Annotated in this window: 12 protein-coding genes; 9 read left to right on the top strand and 3 right to left on the bottom strand. The window is 57.0% G+C overall.

Translation table 11 applies throughout. From position 1 onward, the window contains the following. The first annotated feature begins 2 nt into the window (after nucleotides 1–2). The 6 genes from AB8B33_RS34845 (at nucleotide 3) to AB8B33_RS34820 (ending at nucleotide 5382) form a co-directional block, all read left to right on the top strand. Entirely contained in the window at nucleotides 3–443 is a 441-nt protein-coding gene (locus AB8B33_RS34845) for an RbsD/FucU family protein (protein WP_439018967.1), read from the top strand. A gap of 47 nt (nucleotides 444–490) precedes the next feature. Then, on the top strand, nucleotides 491–889 hold the full coding sequence (locus AB8B33_RS34840; RefSeq protein ID WP_439018966.1) for a DoxX family protein: 399 nt from the start codon (nucleotides 491–493) through the stop codon (nucleotides 887–889). A gap of 909 nt (nucleotides 890–1798) precedes the next feature. Beyond that, nucleotides 1799–3283, top strand: coding sequence for a cytochrome P450 (locus AB8B33_RS34835; RefSeq protein ID WP_439018965.1), 1485 nt, complete (start codon nucleotides 1799–1801; stop codon nucleotides 3281–3283). Between the two features lie 7 nt (nucleotides 3284–3290). Continuing rightward, the gene (locus tag AB8B33_RS34830; protein WP_439018964.1) at nucleotides 3291–3614 is read left to right on the top strand and encodes a 2Fe-2S iron-sulfur cluster-binding protein; all 324 of its coding nucleotides are present in this window, start codon (nucleotides 3291–3293) and stop codon (nucleotides 3612–3614) included. Next, complete coding sequence (locus AB8B33_RS34825; RefSeq protein ID WP_439018963.1) at nucleotides 3611–4846, top strand: NAD(P)/FAD-dependent oxidoreductase; 1236 nt, start codon at nucleotides 3611–3613, stop codon at nucleotides 4844–4846. The genes AB8B33_RS34830 and AB8B33_RS34825 overlap by 4 nt, the downstream gene beginning before the upstream one ends. Then, the gene (locus tag AB8B33_RS34820) at nucleotides 4846–5382 is read left to right on the top strand and encodes a MarR family winged helix-turn-helix transcriptional regulator (protein ID WP_439018962.1); all 537 of its coding nucleotides are present in this window, start codon (nucleotides 4846–4848) and stop codon (nucleotides 5380–5382) included. Before AB8B33_RS34825 ends, AB8B33_RS34820 begins: the two co-directional genes overlap by 1 nt. 331 nt (nucleotides 5383–5713) lie before the next feature. Here the strand turns inward: AB8B33_RS34820 and AB8B33_RS34815 are convergent, their stop codons facing one another. Further along, complete coding sequence (locus AB8B33_RS34815) at nucleotides 5714–7147, bottom strand: NAD(P)(+) transhydrogenase (Re/Si-specific) subunit beta (protein ID WP_439018961.1); 1434 nt, start codon at nucleotides 7145–7147, stop codon at nucleotides 5714–5716. A gap of 15 nt (nucleotides 7148–7162) precedes the next feature. After that, nucleotides 7163–8737: a Re/Si-specific NAD(P)(+) transhydrogenase subunit alpha gene (locus AB8B33_RS34810; RefSeq protein WP_439019308.1), complete on the bottom strand. Its 1575-nt coding sequence runs from the start codon at nucleotides 8735–8737 to the stop codon at nucleotides 7163–7165. Nucleotides 8738–9386: 649 nt separating this feature from the next. Between AB8B33_RS34810 and AB8B33_RS34805 the strand changes: the two genes are divergently transcribed. Continuing rightward, on the top strand, nucleotides 9387–10109 hold the full coding sequence (locus AB8B33_RS34805) for a plasmid pRiA4b ORF-3 family protein (protein ID WP_439018960.1): 723 nt from the start codon (nucleotides 9387–9389) through the stop codon (nucleotides 10107–10109). Here AB8B33_RS34805 and AB8B33_RS34800 read toward each other — a convergent pair. After that, nucleotides 10090–10272, bottom strand: coding sequence for a hypothetical protein (locus tag AB8B33_RS34800; protein WP_439018959.1), 183 nt, complete (start codon nucleotides 10270–10272; stop codon nucleotides 10090–10092). The genes AB8B33_RS34805 and AB8B33_RS34800 overlap by 20 nt on opposite strands. Before the next feature lie 144 nt (nucleotides 10273–10416). Between AB8B33_RS34800 and AB8B33_RS34795 the strand changes: the two genes are divergently transcribed. After that, nucleotides 10417–10560, top strand: a complete 144-nt coding sequence (locus AB8B33_RS34795; RefSeq protein ID WP_439019335.1) for a hypothetical protein — start codon at nucleotides 10417–10419, stop codon at nucleotides 10558–10560. 141 nt (nucleotides 10561–10701) lie between these two features. Continuing rightward, nucleotides 10702–12318: a Mu transposase C-terminal domain-containing protein gene (locus tag AB8B33_RS34790; protein WP_439018958.1), complete on the top strand. Its 1617-nt coding sequence runs from the start codon at nucleotides 10702–10704 to the stop codon at nucleotides 12316–12318. Nucleotides 12319–12321 lie beyond the last annotated feature (3 nt).

Here is a 12321-nt window from a genome sequence, read left to right as displayed (position 1 = left end):
CCATGCTCATTGGTATCGACCCCATCCTGAATGCAGATATACTCCACGCGCTTCGCGCGATGGGTCACGGCGACGAGATAGTGATTGCTGACGGAAGCTTTCCCGCCCAGACCCTTGCCAAGCGCCTAATTTGCATGGAGGCCGCCGACCTTCCTCGCATGCTCAAAGCCGTGCTTTCTGTCATGCCGGTCGACGAATCCGAACCTGACCCAGTTGTCGGAATGGAGGTGATCGGCGAGCCCGGTGCTATCGTCCCGGCCCATGAGGCAATCCAGAATGCGCTCGACACCCTTCCGGACGCGGCCATCAAGCTTACACGCGTTGAGCGCTTTGCCTTCTATGAGCGGGCGAAAGAAGCCTTCGCCATTATTGCCACCGGTGAGACGCTGTTTTACGGCAACGTAATCATCCGAAAAGGGACTGTGAATCTGGCAGGTAACTGATCATTGATGATCAGCAGCACTAAGCTTTTCCAGCAGGTAATTTATTGATGATCAAAAAACTCACAGGCCTCCAACCAGGACTATTAAGCGCAACTCGGATTGTAATGGGACTTATAGTCTTCTCCTTCGGGACCGCAAAAATATTTCATTTTCATGCTGGCGAGTTCATGCCTGCTTTCGGTTCACCGGAATGGGTTGCGGGCCTAATCGAACTTACCGTTGGGCTTTGCTTCCTGATCGGGGTCTTCACCCGACTATCCGCCTTCATTCTTTCCGGCCTCATGGCGGCCGCATACTTCACCGCGCACCTTCCTGTCAGTTTTTTCCCCACGGAAAACGGCGGTTACACCGCCGCCAGTTGGAGTTTTGTTTTTCTTTACTTTGCTACTTCGGGCGGCGGCCCAGCAAGTCTCGACGCTATGCTGTCTAAACGCGCGAACGGCTAACTGAGCCAAGCCAGTTGGGCGTCAGCCGGACACCTGTGCGCAAAGCATTGATCCGTCTTGCCAGGACTTATCGACATCTTGCCGCAACGTGGGAGTTTTGTGGCGCCAATCAGTATCGGCGATATCGAGGAAGCCCAGTTCGTCCGGGAGCGATTGGAGGTTGCGATAGTCAAGCGCTCGGGAGAAGATCCGGTTCCTTGTTCTCGATCCCACGGACGAACCCACAGTGTTGGGCCAAAAGGGTCTTCAGATGAGCTTGATCGGGAAGGCTGAGATAACGACCCGATCCTTGAAATCTATGCTCCTGCGTTTGCTGTTTCGGTTTCTCAATGATTATGTCAGTTGACAACTCAACTAGCTTAAGCTTTATTGGCGATGAGTTGCGAACACAACTCGTGCGACCTGAGGAGTGCTCGCATAGACATGGATTTGGGAGGATCACATGCAAATCTTCACGCGTGCAGCCTTGGCGGCTGCTAGTGCCGCGGTTTGTTCCAGCGTTAGTTCGGTCGACACAGTCGGGGTTGGCGCCATTGCGTAATTCTCAGGCCACGTCGCCATGTACGGCAACCAGTACGGGGAAGCCGTCGAGACCTATCTCGCAAGGCATGGAAAGCAGGCTGGCGAGCACAAGACCGAGTCACCTACAAGGACGTCGGCGGCCCCAATCTTGGCCTTGAGAACCAGCAACTGCTGATCCGGGAAGAGACCGACCATCTGGGTTAGGCCAGGTACGCCAAATACGCGACATTTTTCCGTCACTCGCGGTGGAGGAAAATATCCCCTCAGTCCTACACGGAATCACGTCGCTCGTTGAAGCCTTTCCGAAACTGAAAGATCGCCGAAAGATTGGGGCACTCAGCTTTCAAGGAGCGAGCAGCAGATGCTGGCATTGCGCGGACGCTGATGATGGCACCGGAAGTCGTGCTTCTCGACGAGTCACTCGAGGCGCTTGGGATCATCCGCGATCGATCGATGCAAGTTTCCAAGCGCTGGCGGCGGATGGAAGACGAACAGTGGTGTCGAGCAACACGCCGCGGCGGCGTTGTGATCGCAAGCCTCGCCGTCGTCATCACAGCGACGGGGAGCCGACGCGCTCAAAAGACGATCGAAACTACTGGGACGCCACATCGGCGTCGCTTACGCCTGACCTGCGGAGGAGGTAAACTCATGAACATGATTGAAGGCCATATGACGTTCGAGCCATCCTCTGGCATCCCGGTATGGGACGTGGATCCATACGCTGAAGATGTGCTCCTCGATCCCGCAGCCTACTTTGCGGAGTTGCGTGCGCGGGGACCGCTCGTTTACATCTCGAAGTGGTCGGTCCTCGCAACGGGGCGTTACGAGGAGACGCGCGAGATCTTCTCCGATCACACACGTTTTGTCTCGTCCCGCGGCGTCGGTCTTAACGACTTCAAGTGCGGCAAGCCCTGGCGACCACCATCGATCATATTGGAAGTCGATCCGCCGGATCATACGAAGACCCGCAAAGTCATGGCACGTGCGTTGTCGCCAAAGGCAATCGCCGGATTGAAGGATGAGTTTCGTCAGAATGCCGAGATGATCATCGACGGTTTGATCGAGCGCGATAGCTTCGAAGCCGTCGCCGATTTGGCCGAAGCCTTCCCCGTCGCGGTATTCCCGAAAGCTGTCGGCATGCTGGACAGTGATCGGCGTAAGCTCGTCGATTACGGGGCCATGGTATTCAACGCGCTGGGTCCCGATAACAAGTTCAGGCGCAACGCGATGGCAATGGCTCCGGACATCGTGCCGTGGATTACGGCCGCCTGCGCTCGCGACCGTCTGACCGCGGATGGCCTTGGCGCTCTGATTTATGGCGCTGCGGACGATGGCGAGGTTACCGAAGACGAAGCGGCCATGCTTGTCCGCTCCTTCCTTTCCGCCGGCGTCGATACGACCGTCACGGGGATCGGCAGTGCTTTATGGTGTCTGGCATCCAATCCTGAGGAATACGAAAAACTGAAGGCGGATCCTTCTCTGGCGCGTCCTTGTTTTGAAGAAGTCCTGCGCTTCACCTCGCCGGTGCATACGTTCGCACGCACTGCCAATCAGGATACTGAAGTTGCGGGGCTTCCCGTTGGCGAAGGAACCAAGGTTCTCTGCGTCCTGGCATCGGCGAATATGGACCCACTGAAATGGGGCGATCCGGACATCTTTCGAATCGATCGGAAACCCGTTGGCCACATGGCGTTCGGCGCAGGGATCCACGGCTGCGTTGGTCAGAACCTCGCGCGCCTTGAGCTGGAGACTGTGCTCACCGTTCTCTCCGAGAAGGTCCAAGGGGTTGAGTTCGCGGGCGAGGCAGTATGGCGCCCAAACAATGCCATCCACGCTCTCGACCGAATGCCGCTACGCTTCATTGCCAGGTAGGAATGCCATGACCAAGATTAACTTCATTTCGCATGACGGCAAGGAAACTGCCGTGGAGGCCGCCGACGGGGACAACGTCATGCGGGCGGCACTTGCCAATGATGTCGACGGCATCGTCGGCGAATGTGGCGGCTCAATGATGTGCGCCACCTGCCACTGTTATGTTGACGAGGTTTGGACGGACGCGGTGGGTGATCGCACGGATGGAGAAGCGGATATGCTGGAGAGCGCCGCCTGCTCGGTGAGGGCGACGAGCCGCCTTTCCTGCCAGATCCGCATACGGCCGGAACTGGACGGTCTCGTTATCCGCCTGCCGGAAAGTCAATCATGAGCGACGGCGTCGTCATCATCGGAGCCGGCCAGGGTGGCTTCCAGTTGGCGGCCAGCTTGCGGCAGGAAGGATATCACTTGCCGATCACCATGATCGGCGACGAAGTCGGCCTGCCCTACCAGCGCCCACCTCTTTCAAAAGCGTACCTGAAAAACGGGCGCGCTGAGGCGATACAACTTCGCCCGGCGAGCTTCTACGAGCGGAGCAGGATCGACCTGGTATCGCCAGAACGGGTCATCGGCATCGACAGAGCTTCCCGGACCGTTGAGACGTCGACGGGTAGGAATGTGCCCTATGAACACCTCGTCTTTGCCACCGGCGCGCGCAACGTCGTACCTCCCATACCTGGACTGGAAGCCTCCAACGTCTACAGCCTGAGGACGACCGCGGATGCAGACAGGCTCCGCGACACTCTATGCGCGGCGCGGACGGTGATTGTCATCGGCGGTGGCTTCATCGGCCTCGAATTTGCGGCTGTCGCCGTCTCTGCCGGTCATCGCGTGACGGTCGTTGAGGCGGCATCACGCCCCATGGCGCGCGTGGTTTCCCAGGCAATTTCTGAAACCTTCCGCACCTTTCATAAACGCTTAGGCACTGAACTGATTATGGATGCGTCGGTGGTTGAGTTAGAAACAGACCAAGGTGGTTTGGCATGTGGTGTCCGGCTGTCCGACGGGCGCCGCATCGAAGGCGACATGATCCTTCTCGCCGCGGGGGTTCGTCCCAACGCGGAGCTCGCTGAAGCGGCAGGTCTTCCGGTCAAAAACGGGATCTTGGTCGACGACACACTGACGACGGCTGACCGGTCCATCTCGGCTCTGGGCGACTGCGCCGCCTTTCCTTGCCCGACTGGAGGCGACATCATCAGGTTGGAATCAGTGCAGGCAGCGACGGATCACGCCCGCACCATCGCCAGGCGGATTACCGGAAAAAGAGTTCCATACGATGCAGTGCCGTGGTTCTGGAGCGACCAAGGTACCCTAAAGTTGCAAATTGCCGGTCTCGGCCAGGCAGCGGACCAAGACGTCCCACTGGTACGTCCGCGCGAACGACAACTTGTTTTTCGGTTCAAGATGGGCAAATTAGTGTGCCTTGAGACAATCAATGCCGCGGGCGAACATATGGCCGCAAGACAGCTTCTTCGACATCCGAATGGTGTGTCGCTGGACGCGCTCGCAGCTCGGGACTTCGACATTGTCGGCCTAGCAAAGGCGCTGAAAGAAACTGCCTGATGGATCGAAATGAGATACGCGAGAAGCTTCAAGGTGCCGAACCCGATGCGATTTGCCCTGAGGCCCGGATCTCCCACCCGACAACGCTACGAGACGGGGTCGAGATTCTCGACATCACCAACTACATCCCGTTCTTTCTCTCGAGCATCAACAATGCGCTCTCGCGTGGTGCGTCGGCTATATATCGTGAACGATTTGGCATTGGCATTACGGAGTGGCGGACGATCGCGATGCTTGCCATAGAACCCGAAATCACGGCCGCAAGGATCTGTGAGGTCGTGAATCTGGACAAAGCTGCAGCCAGTCGTGCTTTGGCGACGCTCGATGAAATGGGCTTGCTCGGTTCGGTCACGTCGGAAAAGGACCCTCGTAAGCGGATCTGGTGGCTTAACGATAAAGGCTACGAACTCCACGCAACGGTCATCCGCATTGCCCTGGCGCGTGAAGACGCGCTGATAAAAGGCGTTGACCCGCAAGACCTCGAAGCAGCTATTCGCGCAATGCGGATCATGATGAGGAACGTGAGAACGATTTAGAAGCGAGTGAGACACCTGCTTTTGGTCTTAAGCAGATACGAACGCGTGGTTAGCATGCCGTGGGGACCGCAAACGAGTGGCACTCGAAGCGGTCCGACAAGTGGGGCGGACAATTCTGGAATTGGTTTCGATGATCCCAGCATTGCATCGAAGCCCATCCCCGAACCAGGAAGCGCATCCCTTTTCACGACAAAGAGAAGGGGCGACGGGTTTCCCTGCCCCGCGACCCTTTCCAATTTGATGTAGGCCGGAGTTGTTCTGCGCACCAGCAGACTTGTCAGGCGATGGAAGGAAAATCTCGTCTTTTGTCCGGCTTCGGGCCAGCACCCCGTCAAGAAACGAATGCGAGGAGGTCGGTAAGCGACTTCTTCGCGTCGCCATAGAACATCCTCGAATTCTCCTTGTAGAAGAGCGGGTTCTCAATTCCCGAGTAACCGGTTCCTTGGCCACGCTTGGATACGAATACCTGCTTCGCCTTCCAGACCTCCAATACCGGCATGCCCGCTATCGGGGAGTTTGGATCCTCCTGTGCGGCCGGATTGACGATGTCGTTCGATCCGATGACGATAACTACGTCAACGTTCGGGAAGTCGTCATTGATCTCGTCCATTTCCAAAACGATGTCGTAGGGAACCTTTGCTTCGGCCAACAGAACATTCATGTGTCCCGGCAACCGTCCCGCCACCGGATGGATGGCAAACCGCACTGTTTTGCCTGCCGCGCGCAGGCGACGAGTAAGCTCCGAAACAGTGGCTTGTGCCTGAGCGACCGCCATTCCGTAGCCCGGCACGATAACGACATTGTCGGCATCGTTTAGCGCGGCCCCGACCCCTTCAGCGTCAATGGCAATCTGTTCACCAATGATCTCCATGGCCGGCCCAACGCTGGCTCCGAAGCCGCCTAGAATAACGGAGATGAAAGAGCGGTTCATCGCCTTGCACATGATGTATGACAGGATCGCGCCCGAAGAGCCTACGAGTGCACCTGTTACGATCAGAAGATCATTTCCGAGGGTGAACCCGATCGCTGCCGCCGCCCAGCCGGAATAGCTATTCAGCATCGAAACCACGACGGGCATATCTGCACCACCGATTCCCATGATGAGGTGGTAACCGATGAAGAACGCGGCGAAAGTCATCAAGACCAACGTCCATGCCTCGGCACCATTGACGTACGCCAACAGTAGGATGATTGAGAGGATAGCTGCGCCCAAGTTGAGGAAGTGTCCCCCCGGGAGCTTTTTAGCCCTTCCGTCCACCTTGCCGGCCAACTTGCCGAATGCCACGACCGAACCGGTGAACGTTACAGCGCCGATGAAGACGCCGAGGAACACCTCGACCTTCATGATTGAGAGTTCAACTGACGTCTTATGAGCCAGGATATCCGCAAACCCACTTAGTGTTGCGCGAGCCGTTTCGTCCATAGCGGCAACAATCGCCACTTCGACATGGGCGTTGAAGCCGATGAGCACTGCAGCAAGCCCCACGAAGGAGTGAAGCGCGGCCACAAGCTGCGGCATCTCCGTCATTTGCACGCGGCTAGCCACGTAGTGGCCGAGCACGGCTCCCCCGACGATCATAAGGAGGATAACGAACCAATTGCCGACACCTGGTCCCAATACTGTCGCGACCACTGCGAGCGTCATGCCGACGATGCCATACCAAATCGCGCGCTTTGCGCTTTCTTGCCCGGAGAGACCACCGAGCGACAAAATGAAAAGTACTGCCGCCGAAATGTATGCGGCGGTAACGATACCGATCGTCATGATGTGCCCTCCCGATCAAGACTTCTGGAACATTGCAAGCATGCGTCGCGTGACGAGGAAGCCGCCGACGATGTTCACAGTCGCCACCAGCACGGACAGTGCAGCGAGCGACATCACGAGTTGACTTGGTGATCCGGTCTGGAGAATAGCGCCGAGAATGATGATCCCGGAGATCGCATTCGTCACCGCCATTAGCGGCGTATGCAATGAATGCGAAACATTCCAGATGACTTGGAATCCGATAAAGCACGCCAGCACGAAGACCAGGAAATGGCTCATGAAGCTGACCGGCGCATATGCGCCGACCGCGAAGATAAGCGCCGTTCCGATTGTCAGGAGAAGGACAACGCTCTGGGTCTGCTTCTTAAAGGCAGCCAATTCCTTGTTCCGCTTTTCTTCAGGTGTAAGCTCCTTCACCTTCTCTTTAGGCCTTTGAGCTGCGATTGCCCGCACCTTGGGCGCCGGCGGTGGGTAAGTGATCGCACCTTCGAAGGCCACGGTCGAGCCACGAATAACATCGTCATCCATGTCGTGGACGAGCCTGCCGTCCTTGCCGGGTGTTAAGTCCGCCAGCATGTGGCGGATGTTCGTCGAATAGAGCGTGGAGGCTTGTGCGGCCATACGGCTTGGGAAGTCTGTGTAGCCAATGACAATGACATCATTGTCCGAGACAACACGTTGGTCGGCGACGGTAAGATCACAGTTGCCACCACGTTCGGCCGCAAGATCGATCACCACAGAGCCCGGCTTCATCTTCGCCACCATATCGGCGAGCCAAAGCTTGGGAGCATCACGACCGGGGATGAGCGCAGTGGTGATTACGATATCGATCTCAGGTGCGAGTTCGCGAAATCTCTCCAGTTGCTTTTCGCGAAACTCTGGTGACGAGGGTGCGGCGTAGCCGCCCGTGGCAGCGCCGTCCTGCTGATCGGCTCCGAAGTCCAGGTAGACGAACTCGGCACCCATCGACTCAATTTGCTCCGCGACCTCTGGGCGCACGTCGAACGCGTAGGTTATCGCGCCGAGGGAGGTGGCTGTCCCGATCGCGGCGAGGCCCGCGACGCCTGCTCCGATGATCAGCACCTTCGCCGGCGGCACTTTACCCGCCGCTGTCACCTGCCCTGTAAAGAAGCGACCAAAGTTGTTTCCTGCTTCGATTACTGCACGATAACCGGCGATATTGGCCATCGACGACAAAGCGTCCATTTTCTGAGCACGCGAAATGCGCGGTATCATGTCCATGGCGATGACATTGGCCCCACAGTCCTTCACCTGTTGCACTAGTTCAGGGTTTTGACCGGGATAGATGAAAGAGATGAGGGTCTGCCCTGGCCTCAGGAGACCGACCTCCGACGGCAGTGGAGAGCGAACTTTCGCAACCACGTCAGCTGTGGCGTACAACTCCTCTGCCCCACCCGCGATTGTCACGCCGGCAGCGCGGTAAGCGTCGTCGGTGAAACCTGCCGCTGTCCCAGCCCCAGTTTCAAGGATGCATTCGTAACCCAGTTTCTGCAGTTGCTGCGCACTTTCGGGCGTCATCGAGACGCGCGCTTCCCCGAGGGTCAACTCCCTTGGAGACCCAATCTTCAGACCCATCAATTTTTCCGGTTGTCCGGCCCCTGTCCTCGTGTCCCACGCCCCTTCAGGAAGGTCCTGTTCCAGAACGCACGCTCGCCAACGAACAAGAAAGTTGATTTTTGTCTAGTGCAAGAAGGAGCAAACACGATGGTTTTTGGCGTTCGTGAGATTCGCTAATCGATTTTATTTCCCAGAATACCTGCGAAGCGCGAGGCCGTGGTGCGCTCCCAGGAATTGATGCTCCTGGACGATACCAATCCGCATAGCTAATTCTTAACCGGTTGGTGGACTAAATACGATCCGCCCGCCGATTTTCATCCCACAGAGCGTCGCCCGAATGAGTACCGCTGCGTTCGTCCAGGATCATTTCAATCTGCTCGCGCAATTCGGAACAAAACCTTGGACCAATCACCAGCGGAGCAGGTCGCGAAGAAAAGATTGAAAGACGCATATGAAGAAGCGACAAAGATCTGGGCTGAACGTCTGAAAGCGAGACGCTTTCCGAAAGGACGAACAGAGGGAGCCCGACACGTTAATTATCAGGGGAATGCAATTCACCTACTACACGTTGCGGCTAATCGGAGAGCATGAGGAATTGTGTGGCAGTGCCTGATCTGGCTTGAATGGGCTATGGGGGTGGCGATGATTTTCGCGGAGGCCCATGGTTTTGAAACCAACAACCAAGAGACGTCGGTCGGCGGCGGCGACGAAAAGTCCATCCACGCCGGATGGGTCTCCCACGATCCTGCAATTCCGGATCTTTCTGAAAGACGTGAGCCCCATGCTCTGGCGGCGGGTTCAGGTGCCCTCGACCATGACGCTACGCGAGTTTCACGGTGTGCTCCAGGTCGTGATGGGCTGGGAGAGCATTCACCTTTATCAGTTTGTCATTCGTACGGTGCGTTACGGCTCTTGGGAAACGGCCGCTAACTCTCCGAAGGTTGCGCTTGACGATCTGAAACTGCACAAGGGTAGCCGCTTTCTGTATGAGTACGACCTCAACATCCCATGGGAGCACGAAATCCGACTGGAAGAGCGCGGGAACGTCAAGCCGGAAACTCGCTATCCGAATTGCCCCGGAGGGGACGGCAATTGCCCGCAGGAGGATTGCGGTGGCCCGAAGGGCTGGATGTGGCGACAGGACAACGCCTTCGGGTACGAAATGGTCGAAGATCTGGCCACGACGGTGGCGCTTTTCCAGGAAATCAGCGACACGAACTCCTTTGCAATGATGGATGATCCGGATCGTTGGGAAGAGTTCCGTGAAACGCTTGAACGGATCGACCAGCGCGTCTCTTGGCAAGGCCAGCCATTCAAACGCCGGAACGTGAATGAGCGCCTGCGGCAGGGCGACCATCTTGTACTCATGCATCAGCAGATGTGATCTGCCTTATGCTGCGATTTTCCGAGAAAAGATCGGCAGCCAGAAGCGCCGCGTTGTCACCAGCCTGCGCACGGGCGTGAACCGCCTTGCTTTGCGGGTAATCGATCCCCTCCCTGATCAGGATGGTTGCGATAGCACTTGCTGCGCGGTCAATCGAAGTCACGACGGTTTACCAAAGAATTTTCGGATTGCTAACTCATGCGGAATACCACCGTCCCCGACAATACTGGAGAACGGCAAAGCGTGTTGCGGGCGTAACCGGTTTTCCACTCCGGTCATTATGGAAAACTCGTCACGGGAAAATGATATGCGGGCACGGCTGGTACTGGAAATGGTGGGGGACGACGGCACACCGATTGCGACCGAAACGGTCGCCGACCTGGTGAAGGATGCAAAAGGTGTAGAAGATCTTGGCCTCTCATTATCGGAGGGCATGTCGTTTTGCATTTAACCGTAAGATTCCGCTTCTAGCAGTTTCAACAAGATAGCCTGGCACTTAATTTGAGACTTGGCACTTAATTTGAGATTCCCTCTTGGATTTTGGCACTTAATGTGAGATTCAATCGTCGACGCAATCGACGGTGTTTTCTGCATGACTGATCCATTCCCTGAGGAGGTTGACGAAGCGCTTTGGAATGAGGCGTATCGACGAGCCGAGGCCATCCGAGGATTTCTGATACGTCGGTCTGGCAAGGTAGCAGCCGGGGATATGGCGCTGCTGGCTGCCGAACTAGAAGTCAGTCGGGCAACTGCTTTCCGTCTTATCAAGCTATTTCGAGCTGGAGGAACGGTGATGTCGCTGGTGGAACGCAAACCCGGCCGGCCTGACGGCCGCAGGATGCTCGACGACAAGCGAGAGGAAATCATCCGCACCAGCATCAACCGATACTACTTGAATAAGAACCGCCCGGGCGTTTCTCAATTAGTTCGAGATGTACAGACAAGCTGCGTCTCGGCCGGGCTCAAGCCGCCACATCGCCGGACGATCGAAACTCGTCTTGAGGACATCAACCTGCAGAAGCGCGCCAAACGACGAGGCGAAATCGAAATCGTGAAGCGGACAACGGCTGTTCCAGGAGTGCTCGCCGCCTCGCGTCCGCTCCAGATTGTCCAAGTCGATCATACCAAAGCAGATATATTTGTCGTCGACGAGGAAACGCGTCTGCCGATTGGGAGGCCTTGGCTAACTCTGGCGATGGACGTCTGCAGTCGGATGGTGACAGGGTTTTACCTCACGATGGAAGCCCCCTCCCGTCTCTCGACCAGTTTGTGCTTACTACACTCCGTATTTGACAAATCGCCTTGGTTGCGGGAGCGCGAGATCGTCGAACCGTGGCCGGTTGCCGGCCTGCCGGAGACATTGCATGTCGATAACGGCAGCGACTTCAGGAGTCGAGCTTTCAAGAGAGGGTGTGAGGATGCCGGCATCGCGATCAATTGGCGACCGCCGGGTGAACCGCGCTTCGGCGGCCATATCGAACGGTTGATCGGCACCCAGATGGGAAAACTCCACTTGCTACCCGGCACGACCTTCAGCAATGCGCAGGAGCTTGGCGAATACGATTCGAAGCGGCATTCGGCACTGACTTTGCGCGAACTTGAGCGATACATCGCCCTCGACATTGTTGGTACCTACCATCAGTCAATCCACGGCACTTTGGGTCGCCCGCCAATCGCGGTCTGGCGCGAGCACGAGGGTGAAATTCCACTCCGATTGCCGCAGGACCGCATGCGTTTTTGGCTGACGTTCCTGCCCGAGCAGGAGCGCACACTGCAACCAACTGGGATCCATCTCTTTGGACTGCGCTATTGGTCGGCAGCCCTGAGTGCCGACGTCGGGAGTGCAAATCGCCGGCTGCTGGTCAAATACGATCCAAGGGATATGTCTCGTGTCTTCGTGCGGCGACCATCAGGCAACTTCGTGGAAGCTCGCTACGCCGATCTTACGTTGGCGTCGGTAACGCTGCACGAAGCATTGGCTGCAAGGCGTACGCTGTTGGCGAAAGGGCGACGAGAGGTCAACACCCGCACCATCGTTGGCACAGCCATTGAACAGCGCAAACTTGTGGATGCAGCGGTGAAGGCGACATCGACCGCACGACGAGGCCGCCCTGCCAGCACAAAAACGAAAGTGGATGACAGCGGGTGGGGCTCGCTTCGGGGGATCGACTCCAGCAAACCTGTGGCTTTCGACGAGGACATAGAGTGAGCT

The organism is Rhizobium sp. 768_B6_N1_8, from assembly GCF_051811225.1.
Taxonomy (GTDB): domain Bacteria; phylum Pseudomonadota; class Alphaproteobacteria; order Rhizobiales; family Rhizobiaceae; genus Rhizobium.
Note: the sequence above shows the minus strand (reverse complement) of the source record. Positions and strands in the feature narration are given on the sequence as shown.